Source organism: Natronoarchaeum sp. GCM10025321 (genome assembly GCF_042663585.1).
Classification (GTDB): domain Archaea; phylum Halobacteriota; class Halobacteria; order Halobacteriales; family Natronoarchaeaceae; genus Natranaeroarchaeum.
Window position 1 is genome coordinate 1028695 of sequence record NZ_JBHTAN010000006.1, and the last position, 21226, is coordinate 1049920.

Genomic DNA, 21226 nt, shown 5'->3' on the forward strand with positions numbered 1-21226 from the left:
GTATTTGGCCAGCAACAGTAGGGTTCCGATAGCTGCCCTCGAATACCGCAAACTCGGCCATTTATATGTGGCCGGCTTGTAGTAACGCCCAATGCGTACCCCCATGGATAACTCCCAGTTCTCACGCAATCAGGACCGTCTCGATAATACCGGTACGGACCCGCTAGAGCCCTCGCTCGGCTCTCTGCCGGACCCGCAGGTCTCCGAATCCGAACTCGAAAACGTCAACAAGACCGGGACGACCACCATCGGTCTGACGACCGACGACGGCGTCGTCGTTGCGACGGACATGCGTGCCAGCCTCGGCGGCCGCTTCGTCTCCAGCAAGGACGTCCAGAAGGTCGAGCAGATCCACCCCAACGCCGTTCTCACGCTCGTCGGCTCTGTCGGCGGCGCGCAGTCCTTCATCAAATACCTCCGCGTCGAAGCGAACCTCTACGAGACCCGCCGCGGCGAGACGATGTCTATGCAGGCGCTGTCGACGCTCGCCGGGAACTTCGCCCGAGGCGGACCGTTCTTCGCCATCCGACCCATCCTCGCCGGCGTCGACGAGGAAGGCTCCCACGTCTACAGCCTCGACCCCGCGGGCGGCGTCGTCCGCGACGACTACACCGTCACCGGAAGCGGCATGCAGGTTGCCTACGGTACCCTCGAACAGTATTACGAGGAAGGAATGTCGAACGAGGAAGCAATAGAGGTCGCCGCACGTGCGATCCAGAGCGCCACCGAACGCGACACCGGGAGCGGTAACGGTATCTTCATCGCCGAAGTGACCGAGGAGGACGTCGATATCCACGGTCACAAGGACTACGACGAACTGCTGTAGGCCACGTGCCATCCTTTTTATAGCAACACGCCGAACGCGCGTCCATGGCGACGATCAAAGACAGCGTCCACGACCATATCGAGGTCGAGGGCGTTGCAGCGGCGTTGCTGGACACCCCCGCTGTTCAGCGGCTCCGACGGATCAGACAACTTGGAACTGTTTCCTACGTCTACCCGTCCGCGAACCATACCCGATTCGAGCACAGCCTCGGCGTCTACCATCTCGCCTGCCAGGCACTCGATGGACTCGGCGTCCACGGCCAGCAGGCCGAACGGGTCCGCGCTGCCGCGCTCCTCCACGACGTGGGTCACAGCCCGTTCAGTCACAACGTCGAGACGGTGATCCACCGACACACCGGCCGGTATCACGACGACGTCGCAGAGCTCCTCGCAACGAACCCCGTCGGTGACGTGCTACGGGCACACGATCTCGAACCGGCCAGGATCGCGGATCTGATCGCCGGAAACGGACAGTACGGACAACTCGTCTCCGGAGAACTGGATGTCGATCGGATGGACTATCTGGTCCGTGATGCTCACCACACCGGCGTCCCGTACGGCACGATCGATCACGGGCGGCTCGTTCGGGAACTGACGTTCAAGAACGACCAACTCGTCCTGCAGGAGGGGAACGTCCAGAGCGCCGAGAGCCTGCTGGTCGCGCGTGCGCTGATGAACCCGACCGTCTACAACCACCACGTCGCCCGGATCAGCAAGTCGCTGCTCAGACGCGGCACCGAGCGGCTGATCGACGAAGAATCCGTCTCCGGGTCGGACCTTCGCCGGATGGACGACAGTGACCTACTCGTTGCGCTCCGGCGTCACGACGCGACCGAATCATACGCGGAGGCCCTGGACGAACGGGACCTGTTCAAACGAGCCGTCTGGGCCGAACTCATGGACGTCCCGGACGAGATTATCGAGGCCGGACACGACCGCATCCGCGATCTGGAGGCGGATATCGCGGATCAGGCGAACGTCCGATCCGCACAGGTCATCCTGGACGTCCCGGACCGACCGACGATGACCGAGTCGACGACACGGGTCGTCGTCAGCAACGAGATCAGACGGCTCGATCAGCAATCGCCGCTCGTCGAGGCGCTCCGTGCCGCACAGCAGTCACAGTGGCGGCTTGGCGTATACGCCCCCGAGGAAGTAAGCGAACGCGTCGGGCGGGCGGCCGCGTCCGTCCTCGGTCTCGATACCGATGGTGGCCTCGTCTCCGACGTTCGCGAGGGGCACTACGCCACACTCGACGAGTTCGATCACGCCTCGAACTAACGGCGATAGACCCGCTGGGACGGTCTCGATCCGGAACGACAGGCAAATGGGTGATACGCGTGTACACCCGCGTATGCATCTGGACGGGACAGTGCTGCGCGGTCCCTCCTTCGAGCCGGTCGAGGGGCGCGTGGTGATCGATGGCGGGGAAATCGTCTCTATCGAGGAGATGGAGACGACGAGCGATGACATCATTCTCCCGGCGTTCGTCAACGCCCACACCCACCTCGGCGACTCGATCGCAAAGGAAGCGGGCGGGGACCTTTCGCTCGAAGAGCTAGTCGCGCCGCCGGACGGGCTAAAACACCGACTGCTCAGGGAGGCATCACGGGACGAACTCATCGAAGGGATCCGGCGCTCGCTCCAGTTCATGGAGTCGACCGGGACGGGCACCTGTCTCGAATTCAGGGAGGGCGGCGTCGAGGGAGTCCGAATGTTCCGAGAGGCGGCCGAGTACAGCGACCTGCAATCGCTAATCCTGGGGCGGGAGACCATCGATGCGATGCAGATCGCGGACGGCTTCGGTGCCAGCGGCGCGAACGACGCCGATTTCGAGACCGAACGGACGGCGACTGGGGAGGCTGGCAAACTGTTCGGCATCCACGCCGGCGAGGTGGACTCCAGCGACATCAACGCCGCACTGGACCTCGACCCGGAGTTCGTCGTCCACATGGTTCATCCCGATCCAGTCCATCTCCAACGCATCGACGACAGCGAAGTTCCGATCGTCGTCTGCCCGCGATCGAACATCGTCACCGGCGTCGGCCGCCCGCCGATCGCGGAGTTGGCCGAGCGCACGACGCTCGCGCTCGGCACGGACAACGTGATGACCAACAGCCCCTCGATGTTCCGGGAGATGGCCTTTACTGCGAAACTGTTCGATCTTTCCGCCCGGGACGTACTCCGGATGGCGACGGTAAACGGTGCACGGATCGCGGACCTCGACCGTGGCCTCGTCGAGGAGGGCCGGCCCGCGAAACTCCTCGTTCTCGACGGCAACTCCGACAATCTCACCGGTGCACAAGACATCGTCCGGGCGGTCGTCCGCCGCGCGGGACCGGCCGACGTGAAGCGACTCGTTCTGTAGCTATCGGGCCGTCGAGCATGTTTCGGTAGCGGTCCTCGTCGACCGTTTCCCGGGCGTTTAATACAATCCGCTGATTCCATCGGATTAATGGAGGCGGTTCTGTGGTACGTGCTAACCGGAACCCGCGGTGGTGAGAACCGTGTTCGGATCCTCAACGCGCTCGACGAGAAACCGCGAAACGCCAACCAGCTCGCTGAAGCGCTCGACCTCGACTACAAGACGGTTCGTCACCACCTCGACGTGCTGATGGAAAACGACATCGTCAGCAAGAGCGGTGACGACTACGGAGCGATCTATCTACCCGCTGACCGGACCCGCCACCACTGGGAGACGGTCGAAGAGATCATCACACAGGTGGAGTAACTATGTACGAAATTGGGAAAGGACGTATCAGAGCTGACTGTAAAGGAGGGGACAGATGAGTATCTGGGTATCAGTGGCTCAAGGCGCCACTGCCATCAATGTCCTGTTGCTGCTCGGGTTGAGTTACATCTGGGGTAGCAATTTCCTCAAGTTCCGGTCGAAGCACGCTTTCGGACTACTGCTGTTTGCTGTCTTCCTGCTGCTGGAAAACGGTCTCATGCTGTACTACTACCTGATCGATCCGATGCTTTCAGCGTGGTGGCACAACGAGTCGTTAGTGCCGATAATCGTCTGGCAGACACAGATGGCGATCAACGTCATGCAGACGGTCGGTCTCTCGGTGCTGCTCTGGATCACCCTCGACTAACGCTCCTGCGGGCACCACTCCCTTCCTGCGCTCCCTGACCGCCAGCGACGCAACGGCCCGCGCGTCGCGGACTCTCCGGGCCTCTCGACCCCCCCGCCGTCCCGTCCGATGTGGCGGAATTTGGGTGACAATCAGGCCGGAATACTGCACGAGTACGGCCGTAGTCCGGGAAATCTTCTTTTAAGTAGTCCCGGGGAAGTATGATATGCGTCGAATCAGCGCAGCGCTGATGGCACTCGTCGTTGCGACCAGCGTGGTCGGGATGGCGGGGGTCGTCGGTGCGAGTGCGACCGAATCGAGCAGTATCGGACCAGCAACAGAAAACGAGGCAGCAGTGACCTTCGAGACACAGACTTCTGGCGGATCGACCGTCACCGTCGACGAGGCGACACTCCCAAACGGCGGCTTTGTGACGATTCACGATAGCTCGCTGGCCGACGACGAGGTGTTCGGCAGCGTCGTCGGAACGAGCGCGTATCTCGAAGCGGGCACGCACGAGGATATCGAGGTCGCCCTCGAAAAACCGGTGACCGAGGACGACACCCTGTTCGCGATGCCCCACACGGACACGGACGACGACCGGATCTACTCGTTCGTGTCGAGTAACGGCGACGCCGATGGCCCCTACACCGTCGACGGGGAGATAGTCCTTGACGACGCGGACGTGACGGTGTCGGCGTCTCTGGAGGCGACGGCACAGCCAAGCGACGGCGAGTCCGTCGTCGTCGACCGCGTCGAACTGTCCGAGGGCGGTTTCGTGACGATTCACGACAGCACGCTCGAAGACGGCGCGGTGTTCGAGAGCATCCGCGGCACGAGCGAATACCTCGCCCCCGGCGTCCACGAGAACGTTCGCGTGACGCTCGACGAGTCGCTCCACGGCCACGAGACGGTGTTCCCGATGGCGCACATGGACACGAACGATAACCAGTCCTACGACTTCCCCGAGACTGAGGGTGCCGAGGACGGGCCGTTCGCCGATGCGCATGGTGCTCCAGTTACGGTCTCCGCGGACGTGACAGTTAGCGAGGACGCCACGGTCTCCTTCGAGGCACAGTCCTCGGGCGGCAATGCGGTCGTCGTCGAGGAGGTCTACCTGCCCGACGGTGGCTTCGTCACGATGCACGACAGCACGCTCGAAGACGGCGCGGTGTTCGAGAGCATCCGCGGCACGAGCGAGTACCTCGACGCCGGACTTCACCAGAACGTCGTCGTCCACCTGGACGACACGGTGGAGGCTGACGACACCCTGATGGCGATGCCGCACACCGACACCAACGACAACGAGGCGTACGACTTCCCAGAGACGGAGGGGGCGGAGGACGGCCCGTACACGGTCGACGGTGAGATCGTGATGGACGGCGGCGAAGTCGAAATTTCGGCCGCGGTCTCGGTGAGCGACCAGGACTCCGACGGTACCAACCTGGTCGTCGACCGCGTCGACACCGCCGAGGGCGGCTTCGTGACAGTTCACGACGCCAGCCTGTTCGGTGGCGACGTCTTCGGCAGCGTCGTCGGGACGAGCGAGTACCTCGCCCCCGGCGTCCACGAGGATGTCGAGGTTCAGGTCGACGAGCGACTGACAGCGAGCCAGGTGATCGTGCCGATGGCCCACACGGACAGCAACGGGAACGAGGCCTACGACTTCCCCGAGACGGAGGGCGAGGAGGACGGCCCGTACGTCGCTGATGGCGGGGCAGTCGTCGACACGGCGAAAGTGACGGTCCCCGCGAGTATCGACGTGAGCAATCAGGACTCCGACGGCAAGTCGGTCGTCGTCGACGAGGTCACGCTTCACGACGGCGGCTTCGTGACGGTTCACGACAGCACGCTCGAAGACGGCGCGGTGTTCGACAGCGTCGCTGGGACGAGCGAGTATCTCGGACCGGGAACCCACGAGAACGTCGAGATCATGCTCGACAGCGAACTGACCGCCGACGAGACGGTGTTCGCCATGCCGCATCTGGATACTGACACCGACGAGACGTACGACTTCCTCGACACCGAGGGTAGCGAGGACGCACCCTACACTGCTGGCGGCGAACCAGTGCTGACTCCGGCAACGATCAGCGTCGATGGCATGGACGACGAGGAGATGAACGGTGACGAAGAGATGAACGGTGACGAAGAAATGGACGGTAACGAGGAGATGGACGACGAGGAAATGACCGCCGAAACCGACGATGGCGACGACGGATCGCCCGGCTTTGGCTTCGTCGCTGCAGTCGCTGCGCTACTCGCCGCGGTCGGTATCGCCCGACGGCGCGAGTAGGCCCGAACGGTCCCATTCGGCTCACGCTGGTGGTTCGGCCCTGCTTTTCACCCCGTTTCCGCTTTCCGGGAGCGGCGCGAGCACGCACCGAAACGTTATACTCCCTGATGGTAAGGTACCATGTAACAAGATGTACGATCGGATACTGGTTCCGACCGATGGCTCCCCTGGCGTCGGACGCGCGGTCGATCACGCGGTCGACCTCGCCGCAACCCACGATGCGACAGTCCACGCCATCTACGTCGTAAACTCGGCGACGTTCGCAGGACTCCCCATGGAGGCGTCGTGGAACGGGATCAGCGACGTCCTCCGCGAAGAGGGTCAGGAAGCGCTGAAGCTAGTCGAACGAACCGCTGATAAAGCGGATGTGCCCCTGAAGACACGCCTGATCGATGGCTCCCCACGCCGTGCAATCGTCGAGTACGCGGACGGCCACGACTGCGATCTGATCGTCATGGGCACCCACGGCCGCGGCGGGATCAACCGCCTCCTGATGGGCAGTGTCACGGAAGGCGTGATCCGGACCTCCGACCGACCGGTGCTGACGGTGCAACTGGGGGACAAATCCGACAATGACGACCAGCGAGACGACACACCAACCCAAGCCTGAGTCCGACGATCAGGTCGCCCGGAGATGTTCGCAGTCCCCCGCGTGGACCCGCACCGTTTCCGTTCCTGTATCGACGAGCAATGTCCCCGGCCGTTCGACGTCGATTGCTTCTCCCTCTACGACACCGTCCGGCGTCTCGACGCGGACGCGCCGGCCGAGCGTCAGCGCGAGGTCGCGCCAGCGGTCGAGAATCGCTTCCTCGTCAGCGAGCAGGTCGTCGAGTCGTTCGAGCACTCGCTGAGTGAAGGTTCGCCGGTCGACGTCGCCGACCTGCTCGCGGATGCTCGTCGCCGTATCCGGGAGTTCCTCCGCGTCGATGTTCGCGTTGACACCGATCCCGACGACGACCCAGGAGACGCGGTCGGCTTCGCCCTCCATCTCCGTGAGGATGCCAGCCAGTTTTTTCTCACCGTCGTCGGTCGGCACTAACACGTCGTTTGGCCACTTGATCCCGGCGTCGACGCCCGTCTCGCGGGCCGCCGTGGCGGTGGCGACCGCAGCAGCCAGCGTCACCAGGGGGGCATGCGCCGGCGGCATGGATGGTCGGAGGACGGCACTCAGCCAGACGCCGCCACTCGGCGCGGCCCATTCACGGTCGAGTCGTCCGCGCCCACCCGTCTGCTCGTCGGCGAGCACGACACGGTTCTCTGCCCCCTCGCCTGCCGCCTCGCGTGCGCGGTCGTTAGTACTCCCGATCGAGTCGTGATATTCGATCTCGAAGGGGGCTTCGAGGCCGTACTCGACGGCGCTTTCCCCGAACTCGGGGACCGATTCGAGGACGTAGCCGTCGCCCTCGCTCTCGATGACGAAGCCCTCCTCCCGGAGCGCCTCGACGTGTTTCCAGACTGCGGCACGGGTGACGTCGAGGCGCTCCGCGATCTCTGCCCCGGAGACGTCGTAGTCGGCGATTGCTTCGAGAACGGCGCGTCGGGTCTCGTTCATGCGTGGGTGTTCGAAGCGGGGGGTATTGTCGGTTCTGTCACGCCGTCGAGACCTGCCCGACTTGGGAAGCCCTAAATTCCCTCCCCGATAGAGTGCTCGTATGGATACTTACGACCTGATCACTCGCAACGCCGAGGAGGTCGTCACCGACGAGGAAGTCGAAGCGCTCGCGGCCGACCCCGACGAGAAACGGGCATACGTCGGCTACGAGCCATCCGGCGTCCTGCATCTTGGGCACCTGCTGACAGCGAACAAACTGATCGACCTGCAGGACGCGGGCTTCGAAATCGTCGTCCTGCTCGCCGACGTCCACGCCTACCTCAACGGGAAGGGGACGTTCGAGGAGATTCGTGAGACGGCCGAGCAGATGCGCGAGCAGTTTCTCGCGTACGGACTCGACGAGTCCCAGACCGAATTCGTCTACGGTTCCTCCTACCAGATGGACGAGGAGTACGTTCTCGACCTCCACGCCATCGAACTGGAGACCTCGCTGAACCGTGCCCAGCGCGCGATGGCCGAGATTCAGGGCGACGAGACGGCGAAGGTCTCTCACGTCGTCTACCCGCTGATGCAGGCGCTCGACATCGAGTATCTGGACGTCGACCTCGCTGTCGGCGGTCTCGACCAGCGCAAAGTCCACATGCTCGCGCGTGAGGAACTCCCGAGTCTGGATTACGAGGTCCGGCCGTGTCTGCACACGCCGATCATCGCCGACCTGACGAGCGGCGAGGGGAAGATGTCCTCCAGCAGCGGGACGACGATTTCGATGGAGGACACGCGAGACGACCTCGAAGAGAAGATCAACGCGGCGTTCTGTCCGCCCACGCGGGACCCCGAACCGGACGACGACGGTAACGAGCGCGAAAACCCCGTCCTCGAACTGTTCCAGTACCACGTCTTCCCACGGTTCGAGTCCGTGACTGTCGAACGCCCCGACGAGTACGGCGGCGACGTCACCTACGAGGAGTACGAGATACTCGCCGAGGACCTGGAAAGCGGCGAACTCCATCCGGCCGACGCAAAGGGTACTCTCACCGCCTACCTCGACGAACTGATCTCGCCCGGCCGAGAGCGTCTCGACGAACTCCGTGCGTAAGCAGTTCTTCTGATCGTTTTTGAATTGAGGCGCTACGACCCCTTCCTCAACGGGCGACCGAGGGGAGCGAGTAGAGAGGAGAGACAGCGTTCACTGCTCTTCCATGAGATCAGTCACTCGGTGCTATAGTCACGCATAAGTTATAGAGATATAATTTAGCACATATTGCGTGGTTCATCAGGAAATTTGTAAAGAATCTGAAGAAGTGTTTTAGTGGGATTACATAGTATATCTTCCTGTACCGGTGATCAAATGTCCCAGAGCACGTCAGATCCCACTAGAGGCGAGTTGTTTCAGAACGAGCGACCGACCCGGCAGGGATCAATATCGAGATACGACCTCCTCCTCGCGGTCATACCGCTGGTGTTTCTGATCGCAGCAGTGTTCGGCGCTTTGCTCTCGGTGCCGCTAAACCTCTCGCTGTTCGGTGCGGCGCTGGTCGGTGCTGTCGCAGTCGTCGACGGCGTGTTCTGGAACCCGCCAGTGTGAGGATTCGGCAGCGTCGAATCCCGACGCGCACGTTCGTCCAGCAGTCTCTACAATCAGCGTAGGATCTCAACCAGTTCGTGCACCTCGACGGAATCAGCGGTTACGCCGCGATGAAAGGCATTCCCGCTCCGAGACTGAGCGTTGCTTTCAACGGTGGTCTCCCGGATCGACGTCGAGCGGACCGGTAGCCCCGGTTAAGGTCGCTTAACTATCGGTGAACGGCGCGGTAGCCGACTCGACGGTCGCGTATTCGTCGTCGCTATAGGCGATAAACCGAACGTCCGATAGCGAATCGGGGTCGTACTCGGCGATCGTTTCCGCGATGATTTCAGCCCCTCGGTCGAGGTCGAAGCCAGCGACGCCACAGCCGAGTGCGGGGATCACGAGCGACTCACAGCCTCGCTCGTCCGCGGCTTCCAGCGCATTTTGTGTGGCCTCGCGGATGCTTTCGGCCGTCGCCTGGCCGTCGCCGTAATGGGGCATCGCGGCGGCGTGGATGACGTACTCCGCGTCGAGGTCGTAGGCGTCGGTCACCGCCACCTCGCCGAGGTCGATGGGCCCTTTCGACGTCGCTTCATCGTCGAGTTCCTGGCCTGCACGACGTCTGAGTGCCCCGGCGACACCGCTTCCCATTTTGAGACTCGTTCCGGCCGCGTTGACCAGTGCGTCAGCGGACTGTGCAGCGATATCACCCTGAATGGTCTGGAACTCCATGATCGGAGCTACCACCTCCGACCCCCTCACTGTAATGGGTAGTAACGGTACCATTTGACATGGCATGGAAAGGTAGAAATGCCCTCGATAAGTAGTATATAACGAGACAGTACCCCGCAAATGAGTCCCGACGACACACCGGATCCCTACGGCGATTATGCCGAGTTACTCCGTGAGATCGGTATTCCAGACGAGGAGACCCGATCACTCCACGTTGGCGACGGCCACGACGTCGCCGACCAGCCGCTCTTGCCCTTCCTGGAAGACAGAGTTGAATCGTCGGCCGCGACAGACCTCGCCCGCAAACTCGTCGACGTCCTGACTCAGTCGCGGCGCGGGATGAGCGCGACCGGGAGCTACTGGAACTACGCGCCGGAGGTGCACCTGAACGAAGTGTTCGAGCCCTACGGCTGCTCTGTGACGTTCCAGGACGCCTCACACGGCGATGGCCAGTCGAGTTTCGAGGTGATCCTCGAAGACGCCTCCGGAACTGGCCACCGGACCACCTTCGAGTACCCCGAAACGCCGCTCGGAGACGATAACTTCCCGGCGCTGCTCGCAGCCATCGAACGACGCCTGCTCTCGAACACCGACCTGACGTTCGTCCTGCTGACCCCAATCGACCGGCGCTGGCGAGTCCTCATGATCGAGCACGCACGGCTCGACCATCTCCGAAGCGAGTACGGCGAGCGAATCAAGTTCGCCGGACTCCCGCTCCTGCGCGAGGACCAACTCGAGGCCTTCGAGCGTGGCGAGGCGACCACAGTGAAGCCACAGTCTGGCGAAACGATGGCGGGGACGGATCGCGACCCCAGCACCGCCCATCGGCGAACACACCCGGACGCGGCCGACGGTTCGCTTGCACGTATCACGAGTGTCGATGACGGACCGACGCCCGATCCGGACAGCGAGGGCGATCCTGGGGCGGTGTTCGCGGGCTCTCCGGACGACCTCGCCGCCCAAGCAGGGGAAGACGCCGGCCAGTCCAAGCGCGACGGTATGCAGGCCACGGATGGCGAACTCAATCAGGTGTTCGGCGACCTCTCGGGCGTCTCGCTCGAACCCATCGAGCAGGAGACCGACAACGACGGCCCGGTCGAGGAGTCGGTCGATATCGGCGAGCGAACCGAATCCGAGGCCGAGGCCGAACCGGATGGCCTCGACGACCTGTTCGAACAGATCGAGCGCGAAGCGCTCACCGACGAGGATAGCGCCTCTCCGGCCGGACCCGGCGACTCGACTGCCGTTGCTGCCACGGCAGGGGGAGGCGGAGCGTTACTGACGGCGTCCAGCAAGGGCCAGTTGGCCGAGGACAGAGAGACGACCGACGGGACAGAGATAGCTTCAGACGCGGATTCGGCGGACGAAGACGCGTTCGACATCGCCTCGCTGGTGGCAGGGCTATCCGCCGAGGAGGATGCCGACGCTACGGAAACGAAGGAGAGAACGGAGGACACCGACCCCGTCGAGGACGCCGACAGCACCGAGTCGTCTCCCGAGTTCGAGTGGGTGAGCGACGACGAACTCAGCAGTCGTTAGAGGCGAAGCCAGTCGCTGGAGACGTCTTTGCCGAGCAGATGCCAGCGCTGCTCGGCGATTCCGTCCTTCTCACGAACCTCGACCAGTGCGTCGAACAGCGGTTCGATCAGGTTGACATGATCGCTCCCCCGTTCGACGCGAAGGTGGTAGTGGCCGATCCCGTAGACGCGTCTGACCGAGGCCGTAAGGACGTGCAAGAGCCGAAACAGCTCTTCGGGGTCGTGGTCGACGAACAGGGGGCCAAGCGAATCGAAACAGAGTCGCAGTTCGGCTGGCGAAAGCGCTCCGGCACGCGTCTGGAACTCCTCTATCCGGGAGACGACCTCGCTCCCGAGCCCGCTCAGTGAGCTCTCGCCCGTCGCAGACTCCTCGCCAAAGCGCACGATTTCCCGGTCGATGCCGTCGAGGGTGTCGGGAGCACAGGCACAGACCGGCCCGCGTCCGGAGAACACGAACAGTCGGCGACGGTCATCGTCACCGACCAGATGGCGACATGCGTTGCTGTGGACGTTCCCGTTACCGACGAGCAGGAGGTTACAGCCGTTCTGTTTGAGTTCGGCCAGTTCCTGGGAGAACGTCGTGCTGTCCGGAACGCCGTCGCCGCGTCCGAATTCCATCACTTTTTCGTTTGAAAACAAGGTCTATTAAACATTGCGGCGTCCGGCGTTCTCAGGTGGCTACAATCCATCCTCCTTGAGCACGCTTAAGAACCGCCGGAAACTGGTAGGGAGTATGAACCCACGCGACCTGTCGGCCCACACCGAGTACGTGGCGGGCCGAGGTATCGAGGAGGTCGCCCGCGACCTCGGCATGGATCCGTCGGACCTGATCAAACTCGCGTCGAACGAGAACGCGTTCGGCCCGAGTCCGGCCGCCGTCGAGGCTATCGAGGCCCACGCCTCGTCGGTGAACAGCTATCCGAAGACCTCACACGCGGATCTGTCCGAGGAACTCGCCCACCGCTGGGATGTCGAGCCGAAACAGATCTGGCTCTCCGCCGGCGGTGACGGCTCACTCGATTACCTCTCGCGGGCCATGCTCGCCCCCGACGACGAGGTGCTCGTGCCGCAACCGGGCTTTGCCTACTACGCGATGAGCGCTCGCTATCACCACGGCGAAGTGAACGAGTACACCATCTCACAGGCGGACGGCTTCGCACAGACCGCAGAGCGGGTACTCTCGGCGTACGACGGCGAACGGATCGTCTATCTCACGAGTCCACACAACCCGACCGGGACGGTCTGTCCGCTCCCCGACGTCGAACGGATCGCCGAGGAGACTGCCGAGGAGACGCTCGTCGTCGTCGACGAGGCCTACGGCGAGTTCGCCGATATCGATTCGGCGGTCGGCCTCGTCCGCGAGCGAGAGGACATCGCGATCATCCGGACGTTCTCGAAAGTGTACGGGCTAGCAGGGCTTCGGCTGGGCTACGCCATCACGCCGAGCGAGTGGGCGGATGCGTACGCCCGCGTCAACACGCCCTTTGCGGCGGGAGAGCTCTCCTGTCACGCCGGCCTGGCGGCGCTCGACGACGAGGAACACGTCGAGCGAACCGTTTCGACGGCCGAGTGGGCGCGCGAGTATATCTACGAGCACGTCGACGCACCTACCTGGGATAGCCAGGGGAACTTCGTGTTGCTCAGGGTCGGAGAGGCCACTGCAGTCGCCGACCGACTGCAGGAGCGCGGCGTCATCATCCGCGACTGCACTAGCTTCGGGCTGGACGACTGCATCCGGGTGACCTGCGGTACGGAAGCCGAGACGAAACGCGCCGTGGACGCGATAAACGAGGTGTTAGCGGAGTGAGAGTCGCAGTGACTGGGACGCCCGGGACGGGCAAGACCACCGCGACGGAACTGCTGGAGACCGACCTCGACGTCGTCCACCTCAACGAGGCCATCCGCGAGGAGGCTCTCTACGAGCGGGTCGACGAGGAGCGCGACAGCGTCGTGGCCGATATGGATGCCGTCGCGGAGTGGCTCGGCGGTCGGGACGACGTCGTCATCGACTCGCATCTGGCCCATCACCTGGACATTGATCGCGTCGTCGTCCTCCGCTGTCGCCCCGACGTGCTTGAGGAGCGCCTCGTCGAGCGTGGCGAGGGCGAAGCGTCGGCCGCGGAGAACGCCGAGAGCGAGGCGCTCGACGTGATCCTCTCGGAGGCGGTCGACACGCACGGCTTCGATTCCGTCTACGAGATCGAAGCGACCGAGCGCACGCCCGAGGCGGTTGCCACGGAGATCGAAGCGGTCATCGAGGGAGAGCGCGATCCGAGTGCCGGCGAAGTTTCGTACATCGAGTATCTATGACACTGGATCAGTTCCGTTCGGTCGCCGACCGAGCACTCGAACCGTTCGTCGCGCTATCGACCCGACTCGGACTGTCGCCCGACGCGATCAGCGTGCTCGCCTTCGTCGCCGCGGCCGTCGCAGGCGGTGCCTACTACCTCGCGAGCGAGACGGCGATCCTGTATCTCGCGGGGGCCGTTCTCGTCGGACTCAACGGGGCACTCGACCTGCTCGACGGCGCGGTCGCTCGCGAGCAAGAAGTCGACTCGAAGGCCGGGGACCTGCTCGATCACGTGCTCGATCGGTACGCCGATATCGTCGTCATTGCGGGACTCGCCGCGGGAATCGGCCACTACCCGCTCGGGTTCGCGGCCGTCACAGGCGTCCTGATGACCTCCTATCTCGGAACGCAGGCCCAGGCGGTCGGGCTGGACCGGGTCTACGCCGGCGTGCTCGGGCGTGCCGATCGGCTCGCACTCATCGGCGTCGTCACCGGCGTCGCCGCGTTCGTTCAGCCGTCAGTGGCCGGATTCGGCCCGATCGGCTGGCTGCTCGTACTCTTTGCCGTCGTCGGCCACGTCACGGCGCTCCAGCGGTTCTGGGGCGCATGGGGCGCACTCGATTGACCGACGGCGTCGCCACGGCGTACCTTTTATCAACGCTGGCAGCGAAAGGGGAGACATATGGTGCAGTGTGAAATGTGCGGCGCCTCGGTGTCGTCGCCTAAGACCGTCAAGATCGAGGGAGCCGAACTCGACGTCTGCAGTGACTGTGCTGACTTCGGGACCGAAATAAAGACCCAGCAGTCCTCAAGTTCGTCCACGAAGTATTCGACGGGGTCGAGTTCGAGCGGCTCGGATGGTTCGAGCGGATCGTCCGGAACCAGCGGCTCCGGCGGTTCCAGCCGATCGCGATCCCGCTCGGACATGTTCGACGACATGGACGAGATCGTCACCGATTACGACGAGCGGATCCGCTCTGCACGCGAAGAGAAGGATCTCAGCCAGTCCGACCTCGCGAACGAACTCAACGAGAAGGCGAGCCTCATTCGAAAGCTCGAACGCGGTGACACGCTACCGAGCGACGACATCAAGTCGAAGCTCGAGAGCTTCCTGGGACTCTCGCTGACCGGCGGCGTGGCGTCGGACGACGAGGAGTGGAGCGGCGGTTCGGCTGACGGCGAGTACACGCTCGGCGACGTCGTCAAACGAAAAGACTGAATCCGGCCTCGAACTGGGGAATCGTCTTCTCAGCGGCCGGGAGTTCTCGCAACCTATTTGTCGCCAGCGACCGCTGGTGAACGTATGTTCGTCCTTGTAAACCTCAAGGCGTATCCGTGTGATCCAGTCGAAGTAGCCACCGCAGCGCGCGAGGCAAGCGAGTCTTCCGGCATCGACGTCGGTATCGCGCCCCAGGCCGCAGCGATCGAGGCCGTCGCCGAGACGGGCGTCGAGACCTGGGCCCAGCACGTTAGCCCCGTCGAGCACGGGAGCCACACCGGTAGCACCCTCGCCGAGGCGGCCGACGACGCGGGTGCGACTGGGACCCTGCTCAACCACTCGGAGAACCGTCTCAAACTCGCCGACATCGATGGCTCGCTCGACGCGGCCGACCGCGTCGGCTTCGATACGGTCGTCTGTGCGAACAACCCTGATCAGATCGCCGCCGCGGCCGCGCTCGGTCCCGACGCCGTCGCTGTGGAGCCGCCGGAGCTAATCGGGACCGGCACGCCGGTCAGCCAGGCCGATCCCGACATCGTCCGTGACGCCGTCGACGCCGCCGCCGCGGTTGACGAGTCCGTCGACGTCTACTGCGGTGCAGGGATCAGCACCGGAGAGGACGTCGTCGCAGCCGAGGAACTCGGTGCTGACGGCGTACTGCTCGCCAGCGGCGTCGCGAAGGCCGACGACCCGCAGGCGGCGCTCGAGGATCTGGTCGAACCGCTGTAGACGCCCGAAAACACTCCTGAAGTCACGATTATAGCGAAACCTCGGTTTCGTCGTTTTCGAGGTACCGTCGCTCCCACTCCCGCCGCGCTTCGAGTTCCCGGTCGCCCCGCTGGGTGAGTGCGTAGTAGTTGGTTCGGCGGTCGAGTTCGCCTTTTTCCACTAGCCCCTTATCGACGAGAGCATCGAGATTCGGGTAGAGCCGTCCGTGATGGATCTCGCTCTCGTAGTACTCTTCGAGTTCTTCTTTGATCGCGAGACCGTGTGGGTCGTCACGGCCGGCGATGACGTACAGTAGGTCCCGCTGGAATCCGGTTAGGTCATGCATGTTCTCCCCCATATAGTTATCCAACTATCAAACTGATAAATGTACAGGGAGTTAGGAGATACTGAGAGGGGTATCTGTCGGATCCCGGTGAAGATCAGGTAACCGTGTTACCTCCGAGACATCGGTTATTGGTCGTCTTTCACCGACATATTCGAGCATGCTAAACTACTGCTGAGAATTCATGTCATATATTGATAGTGCTCAGGAATACGTGTCAGTTACATACGGTTCTTGGGGGCGTTAATACTTTCAGCTAACCGTAGCGTACTGCAGAAAGAATCGTGAGGTCTTGGCGGCTACACTACTCGAAGTGGTCGAGGCACTTATCGTACTCTTCAGTTGCCTTGTCCCAATCGACGACCTCGAAGAACGCGCTGATGAAGTCGCCACGGGCGGGGCCGTAGTCGTAGTAGTAGGAGTGCTCCCAGACGTCGATGGCGAGAACGGGATGTGCGCCCCAGAGCGCGCCCTGGTCGTGCTTGTCGACTGCGACGTTACGCAGTTGTTTGGCGACCGGGTCGTAGACTAGCAGGGCCCAGCCACCAGCAGCGCTGGCGGCGGCCTCGAACTCGCCTTTCCAGCCTTCGTAGGAACCGAAGTCCTCTTCGATGCGTTCGAGTAGTTCGCCGTCGGGTTTGCCGCCCCCGTTGGGATCCATGTTCTCCCAGAACAGGGTGTGGAGATAGTGTCCACAGCCGTTGTGGGTGACGTTGCCGATAGCGCCCGCGGAGGTACCGAAGTCCCCGTTCTCACGGTTCTCGGCGAGGGTCTCCTCGGCGCTGGCAAGGCCGTTCACGTAGCCCTGATGATGGGTGTCGTGATGCCACGTCAGCACCTGCTCGGAGATGTGCGGTTCGAGCGCATCGTAGTCATACGGCAGCGGCGGCAGTTCGGGTTGGGAATGTTCTGGCATAGCTATTGCCTCCAGTTCCAGTATCGGTTCGATGACTGTTAAACGTTTAGAAGAGGGTAGTTGACATACCACATACCAGAGAGTTGTCCCCGGCTTTCACAGTCGCCCTGGTCACTCGCCCCGTGCCGTCTCGAACATCTCGATTGCCGCTTCTCGGCGCTGGCTATGCTCGACGATTGGGTCGGGATACTCCGGTGCGAGTCGACGCCGTTGTGTCGCGGAGAGTTCGTGCCAGGTGTGGATCTGCTCGGCCTCGACCGCTTCGAGTTCTGGTATATACCGCTTGATATACGTCGCGTCGGGGTCGTAGCGCTCACCCTGCGTCATCGGATTGAAGATCCGGAAGTACGGCTGGGAGTCGGTGCCGGTCGAGGCGGCCCACTGCCAGCCACCGTTGTCGTTTGCCGTCTCGTGGTCCACAAGCCTCTCGCGGAACCAGTCGTAGCCCTCGCGCCAGTCGATCAGCAGATCCTTGGTAAGAAACGAAGCGACGATCATCCGCACGCGGTTGTGCATATAGCCTTCGTCTAGCAACTGGCGCATCCCGGCGTCGACGATGGGATAGCCCGTCTCACCGGCTTTCCACGCCGCCAGATGCTCCGGGTCGTCGCGCCACTCGATTCCGTTCTCGTACTCCTTGTAGTTCTCCGAGACGACTTCCGGATTGAAGAAGAGAACGTGGCTGTAGAACTCCCGCCACGCGAGTTGGGATTGGAACTCCTCGACGGACTCTGCTTCGGCGTCGCTGTCGGCACGCTCCATCGCGTCGGCAGTCGCCGCGTACACCGTGCGAATCCCGATGGTTCCCCACTTCAGATCCGCCGAGAGCCGCGAGGTAGCGTCGTCTGCCGGGTAGTCCCGCCGCTCGTCGTAGCGGTAGATATCCCCGGCACAGAACTCGTCGAGACGGTCGCGGGCGGCGTCGGTGCTGGCCGACTGCAGGTCGGCATCAGGTTCGTCGAAGCCGAGGTCGCCGACGGTGGGTAGCGACGTCGACCACCGATCCGGGACCGAGTGCGACGCCGGATCGGCGAGGTCGTCCGCATCCGGTGTCTCGTAGGGGGTCTCCTTCTCCCGATCCAACCACTTCCGGCCGAAGTAGGTAAAGACCGAATACGGGTCACCGTCGTTCGTCGTGATCGAGCCTGGTTCGTGACAGATCGCGTCGTGGTAGCTCTCGCGGGCGACGTCAACCTCGTCGAGCGCCTGTCGAACCTCGGTATCGCGTTCCCGCGCCAGTCCCGAGTAGTCCTTGTTCCAGACGACGGCCTCGGCGTCGGTCGTTTCGGCGAGACGCGACAACACGGTTCGAGGATCACCGCGCGCGAGGAGGAGGTCACTGCCCTTGTCACGATAGGATTCTCTTAGCGAATCCAGCGCATCAAGCATATACGCGACCCGTGGTGGTGATCCGTGCTGGAGGACGGCTTTGTCAAATACGAAGACGGGCAGAACCGATCCGGAACCGGCAGCCTCGGTGAGGCCGCAGTTGTCCGTCGGTCTGAGATCCCGTCGGTGCCAATGGATCTTCATACCCTTCTTGACGACCCGAAGGGAATAAATCCTCCTCCTGACCGGTCGGAACGCTCGCTATCGAAAGCTACAAACCCGCCACAAGCAAATTTGTCGACATGGAACTACGGGTCATCGAAAACACTGAGGACGAACTCTCTATCGAAATCGGCGAAGAGGATCACACCTTCATGAACGTACTCAAAGGCGCGCTACTGGAGACAGAAGGCGTCACTGCGGCGACCTACGACATGAACCCGGAGCAGTCCGGTGGACAGACCGAACCGATCCTCGGTATCAAGACGGACGAGTCGACGGACCCGCTCGACGCGCTTGAAGACGGCGCGGGACGAGTTCGGGACAAGACGAACGCCTTTCGCGATGCCTTCGAGACGGCGGCCTGATCGGAACTAGCTTTTCTGTTGTGGTGTCGGATCGGACACTGGTCGTCCATGCCGTTCAGTGAACCGCCTCGGGGTCAAGCTCCGAAACACTCGGCCTGTTTAGATGTCTCACAGCAAAGCATCTGCTTCGGTTTCGCCTCTGCCGTGCCACCACAGGCAGTTCAAGGCTAGGAACCCTGCCCGGTCTGAAACGGCATAGCTACGCGTCGCCGGTCGATCACCCCCTTTTTGAGTTCTCGGAGAACATAGTTGAGAACATGTACCAGATCGAGTCGTCCTGGGGTGCCGTGATCGGATTGCTCGTTGCTGTCGTCGCAATCGTCGGTACGCAGATGCTTGGCTGGGAGTGGGGATCCGAACAGCTAGTGCCAACGATTATCGGCGTCGCTGTCGCCGGAATTGCCGTCGTACTCGTCGTTCGAAGACTACTGGGGTAATAAGTAATTAGGATCCAGTCATCACCGGGCCGTCCGCGCCCCCCCACCGTTCAGTCCGGGTGGGTCACTGATCGGTCGGTTTGGACCCTCCAACGTCTTCCACGGCACCGATTACAGCGCGATGAGCGCGATCAGTCCGAGTCCCGCAATCGCGATCAGCACCATCAGCGGCAGGTACGGCCTCGCAATCGATTTCCACCCGGTCCGGCGTTCGAGGTCGCGATCGAGTTGTTCGTAGGAAGGTTCGATCTTCTCCAGTTCCTGACTGCCACAGCGACTGCAGGGGGGCGTGTGCTTGACGTGCTGGCGACCGCAGTCGCTACACGCCCAGACGAAGTTCGGGCCCGTCTCGACCGTTGCCGACGTCTCCTCGTCGTACTGCTTGAACGAGTCGTACCCACAGTCGGTACAGGGCGGGTCGTCGCGTGCGTGAGGTTTTCCACAGCGCTCGCACCGGTAGACCATTCATTGAACCTAGGGAGATGGTACATATAAGACCCGTGAAACCCCCCTCCCCGGCGCCGGAGAAGGAAGGTTTTAGTCACGAACTCGGCTACATTCGACTATGATCAGAGCGCTCGTCTTCTACGTGTCGACGGCGGTAGTCCGGGCCATTTTCGCGGCTGTCGGCGCGGTGAATCTCACCGGCGAGATCATCGGGCCGGGGTCCATGCTGATGGCGCTTGGCGGCCTCGCGCTGGTGGTGTTTGCGGCGTACAGGCTTCTCCTCGACGACCCGGCCGAGTCCGCGCCGGACGATAGCTGGGTCGGGACGATGGTCGTCGCTGCCGTGCTGTTGAGTCTCTGGGCGGTGACGGTGTCGCCGATATCGAGCGGGTGAGGTCGTGGCTTGTTTTCGACGTGGTTCGAGTATCGTGACAGACCACTTCGAGAACTGTAGCGGTATACTTCGAGAAGTGTAGAATCGAACTTCGCAGCGACAGACGAACGGTCTACAGCCGAACAGGCACGTCCCGCTCGTCCAGATACTGTTTCACTTCCTGAATCGAATACTCGTCGAAGTGGAATATCGATGCCGCAAGCGCGGCGTCGGCGTTCGCCTCAGTGAATATATCGTAGGCGTCTTCGGGTCCCCCACAGCCAGAGGACGCGATTACGGGCGTATCGACGGTATCACAGACTGCCTTCGTCAGCGGGATGTCGTAGCCGTCTTTGGTCCCGTCGGCGTCGATGGAGTTGACGAACAGTTCGCCCGCGCCGCGGCGTTCGGCCTCCGTGGCCCACTCGACGACGTCGATGCCGGTTCCCTCGCGGCCACCCTTCTTCGTGCACTCGAACCAGCAGGACTCGCCGTCGACCTCGACGTAGTGTTCGCCCCCCTCGTCGTAGCGGCGCTGGGCATCGACGCTGATAACGATACACTGGCTGCCGAAGGCCGCCGCCCCCTCGTTGATGAGGTCGGGGCGTTCGAGCGCGCCAGTAGTGATCGAGACTTTGTCCGCGCCGGCGCGGAGCGTCTCCTTGATGTCCGCACGGGTCCGGATGCCGCCGCCCACAGTGAGGGGAATGAACACCTCGTCGGCGACGTCCTCGACGACGCCGAGCATCGTCTCGCGCCCCTCCGCGGAGGCGGTGATATCGAGGAAGACGAACTCGTCGGCACCGGCCTCGTTGTACCGCTTTGCCATCTCGACCGGGTCGCCGGTGTACTTGAGATCCTCGAAGTGAACGCCGGTGTAGACCGCGGGGTTGCCCTCTTCGTCCAGATCCACGTCGATACAGGGGATGATCCGCTTTGTGAGGCCCATATGCCCGACCGTAGTGTGGGAGGGTATACAAAGGGACCGCTCCA

26 protein-coding genes are annotated in these 21226 nt (G+C 62.7%); 18 read left to right on the top strand and 8 right to left on the bottom strand.

Annotated features, from left to right (window positions below; translation table 11 throughout):
* Positions 1-91 precede the first annotated feature (91 nt).
* The 7 genes from psmB to ACFQL3_RS08110 all read left to right on the top strand — a co-directional run bounded on the left by psmB (position 92) and on the right by ACFQL3_RS08110 (position 6805).
* Complete coding sequence (gene psmB / locus ACFQL3_RS08080; RefSeq protein WP_377053083.1) at positions 92-826, top strand: archaeal proteasome endopeptidase complex subunit beta; 735 nt, start codon at positions 92-94, stop codon at positions 824-826.
* A gap of 44 nt (positions 827-870) precedes the next feature.
* A complete protein-coding gene (locus ACFQL3_RS08085; RefSeq protein ID WP_377053085.1) occupies positions 871-2106 on the top strand; it encodes an HD domain-containing protein in 1236 nt (411 codons plus the stop codon).
* Positions 2107-2179: 73 nt separating this feature from the next.
* Positions 2180-3193, top strand: a complete 1014-nt coding sequence (locus ACFQL3_RS08090; protein ID WP_377053087.1) for an amidohydrolase family protein — start codon at positions 2180-2182, stop codon at positions 3191-3193.
* A gap of 87 nt (positions 3194-3280) precedes the next feature.
* On the top strand, positions 3281-3556 hold the full coding sequence (locus ACFQL3_RS08095) for an ArsR/SmtB family transcription factor (protein WP_377053089.1): 276 nt from the start codon (positions 3281-3283) through the stop codon (positions 3554-3556).
* 55 nt (positions 3557-3611) lie between these two features.
* On the top strand, positions 3612-3923 hold the full coding sequence (locus ACFQL3_RS08100) for a hypothetical protein (protein ID WP_377053091.1): 312 nt from the start codon (positions 3612-3614) through the stop codon (positions 3921-3923).
* A gap of 205 nt (positions 3924-4128) precedes the next feature.
* Entirely contained in the window at positions 4129-6195 is a 2067-nt protein-coding gene (locus ACFQL3_RS08105; protein ID WP_377053093.1) for a DUF7282 domain-containing protein, read from the top strand.
* A 130-nt stretch (positions 6196-6325) separates the two neighbouring features.
* Positions 6326-6805 carry a universal stress protein gene (locus ACFQL3_RS08110; RefSeq protein WP_377053095.1) on the top strand — a complete coding sequence of 160 codons (480 nt, stop codon included), beginning with the start codon at positions 6326-6328 and terminating at the stop codon, positions 6803-6805.
* A 9-nt stretch (positions 6806-6814) separates the two neighbouring features.
* Here ACFQL3_RS08110 and ACFQL3_RS08115 read toward each other — a convergent pair whose 3' ends face one another.
* Positions 6815-7747, bottom strand: a complete 933-nt coding sequence (locus ACFQL3_RS08115) for a biotin--[acetyl-CoA-carboxylase] ligase (protein ID WP_377053097.1) — start codon at positions 7745-7747, stop codon at positions 6815-6817.
* A gap of 100 nt (positions 7748-7847) precedes the next feature.
* Between ACFQL3_RS08115 and ACFQL3_RS08120 the strand changes: the two genes are divergently transcribed.
* Both ACFQL3_RS08120 and ACFQL3_RS08125 read left to right on the top strand, forming a co-directional pair.
* On the top strand, positions 7848-8843 hold the full coding sequence (locus tag ACFQL3_RS08120; RefSeq protein ID WP_377053099.1) for a tyrosine--tRNA ligase: 996 nt from the start codon (positions 7848-7850) through the stop codon (positions 8841-8843).
* Between the two features lie 252 nt (positions 8844-9095).
* The gene (locus tag ACFQL3_RS08125; protein WP_377053101.1) at positions 9096-9332 is read left to right on the top strand and encodes a hypothetical protein; all 237 of its coding nucleotides are present in this window, start codon (positions 9096-9098) and stop codon (positions 9330-9332) included.
* Positions 9333-9536: 204 nt separating this feature from the next.
* On the opposite strand, the gene ACFQL3_RS08130 is transcribed toward ACFQL3_RS08125, so the two are convergent.
* Positions 9537-10046, bottom strand: a complete 510-nt coding sequence (locus ACFQL3_RS08130) for a macro domain-containing protein (RefSeq protein WP_377053103.1) — start codon at positions 10044-10046, stop codon at positions 9537-9539.
* A 120-nt stretch (positions 10047-10166) separates the two neighbouring features.
* Here ACFQL3_RS08130 and ACFQL3_RS08135 point away from each other — a divergent pair, with 120 nt between their 5' ends.
* Entirely contained in the window at positions 10167-11585 is a 1419-nt protein-coding gene (locus ACFQL3_RS08135) for a hypothetical protein (RefSeq protein ID WP_377053105.1), read from the top strand.
* Here ACFQL3_RS08135 and ACFQL3_RS08140 read toward each other — a convergent pair.
* Positions 11582-12202, bottom strand: coding sequence for a DUF7504 family protein (locus ACFQL3_RS08140; protein ID WP_377053107.1), 621 nt, complete (start codon positions 12200-12202; stop codon positions 11582-11584). The genes ACFQL3_RS08135 and ACFQL3_RS08140 overlap by 4 nt on opposite strands.
* Positions 12203-12317: 115 nt before the next feature.
* Here ACFQL3_RS08140 and hisC point away from each other — a divergent pair, with 115 nt between their 5' ends.
* The 5 genes from hisC to tpiA all read left to right on the top strand — a co-directional run bounded on the left by hisC (position 12318) and on the right by tpiA (position 15822).
* Positions 12318-13391, top strand: coding sequence for a histidinol-phosphate transaminase (gene hisC, locus ACFQL3_RS08145; RefSeq protein WP_377053109.1), 1074 nt, complete (start codon positions 12318-12320; stop codon positions 13389-13391).
* Positions 13388-13894: an adenylate kinase family protein gene (locus tag ACFQL3_RS08150; protein ID WP_377053111.1), complete on the top strand. Its 507-nt coding sequence runs from the start codon at positions 13388-13390 to the stop codon at positions 13892-13894. Before hisC ends, ACFQL3_RS08150 begins: the two co-directional genes overlap by 4 nt.
* Positions 13891-14499, top strand: a complete 609-nt coding sequence (locus ACFQL3_RS08155; protein WP_377053113.1) for a CDP-alcohol phosphatidyltransferase family protein — start codon at positions 13891-13893, stop codon at positions 14497-14499. The genes ACFQL3_RS08150 and ACFQL3_RS08155 overlap by 4 nt, the downstream gene beginning before the upstream one ends.
* A gap of 57 nt (positions 14500-14556) precedes the next feature.
* On the top strand, positions 14557-15093 hold the full coding sequence (locus tag ACFQL3_RS08160; protein WP_377053115.1) for a multiprotein bridging factor aMBF1: 537 nt from the start codon (positions 14557-14559) through the stop codon (positions 15091-15093).
* A gap of 84 nt (positions 15094-15177) precedes the next feature.
* Positions 15178-15822, top strand: a complete 645-nt coding sequence (gene tpiA / locus ACFQL3_RS08165; protein WP_377053117.1) for a triose-phosphate isomerase — start codon at positions 15178-15180, stop codon at positions 15820-15822.
* A 28-nt stretch (positions 15823-15850) separates the two neighbouring features.
* Here the strand turns inward: tpiA and ACFQL3_RS08170 are convergent, their stop codons facing one another.
* The 3 genes from ACFQL3_RS08170 to ACFQL3_RS08180 form a co-directional block, all read right to left on the bottom strand.
* Positions 15851-16147, bottom strand: coding sequence for a PadR family transcriptional regulator (locus ACFQL3_RS08170; protein ID WP_377053119.1), 297 nt, complete (start codon positions 16145-16147; stop codon positions 15851-15853).
* 301 nt (positions 16148-16448) lie between these two features.
* Positions 16449-17060, bottom strand: coding sequence for a superoxide dismutase (gene sod / locus ACFQL3_RS08175; protein WP_377053121.1), 612 nt, complete (start codon positions 17058-17060; stop codon positions 16449-16451).
* Positions 17061-17171: 111 nt separating this feature from the next.
* Entirely contained in the window at positions 17172-18593 is a 1422-nt protein-coding gene (locus ACFQL3_RS08180) for a cryptochrome/photolyase family protein (protein ID WP_377053123.1), read from the bottom strand.
* Positions 18594-18691: 98 nt separating this feature from the next.
* Here ACFQL3_RS08180 and ACFQL3_RS08185 point away from each other — a divergent pair, with 98 nt between their 5' ends.
* Positions 18692-18976: a DNA-directed RNA polymerase subunit L gene (locus ACFQL3_RS08185; RefSeq protein WP_377053125.1), complete on the top strand. Its 285-nt coding sequence runs from the start codon at positions 18692-18694 to the stop codon at positions 18974-18976.
* Between the two features lie 257 nt (positions 18977-19233).
* Positions 19234-19413 (top strand): multidrug transporter, encoded by a 180-nt coding sequence (locus ACFQL3_RS08190; protein ID WP_377053127.1) that lies wholly within the window; start codon positions 19234-19236, stop codon positions 19411-19413.
* A gap of 111 nt (positions 19414-19524) precedes the next feature.
* Here ACFQL3_RS08190 and ACFQL3_RS08195 read toward each other — a convergent pair whose 3' ends face one another.
* Entirely contained in the window at positions 19525-19878 is a 354-nt protein-coding gene (locus ACFQL3_RS08195) for a hypothetical protein (protein WP_377053129.1), read from the bottom strand.
* A 100-nt stretch (positions 19879-19978) separates the two neighbouring features.
* Here ACFQL3_RS08195 and ACFQL3_RS08200 point away from each other — a divergent pair, with 100 nt between their 5' ends.
* Positions 19979-20254 carry a hypothetical protein gene (locus ACFQL3_RS08200; protein WP_377053131.1) on the top strand — a complete coding sequence of 92 codons (276 nt, stop codon included), beginning with the start codon at positions 19979-19981 and terminating at the stop codon, positions 20252-20254.
* 112 nt (positions 20255-20366) lie between these two features.
* Here ACFQL3_RS08200 and hisF read toward each other — a convergent pair whose 3' ends face one another.
* Positions 20367-21182, bottom strand: coding sequence for an imidazole glycerol phosphate synthase subunit HisF (gene hisF, locus ACFQL3_RS08205; protein WP_377053133.1), 816 nt, complete (start codon positions 21180-21182; stop codon positions 20367-20369).
* Positions 21183-21226 lie beyond the last annotated feature (44 nt).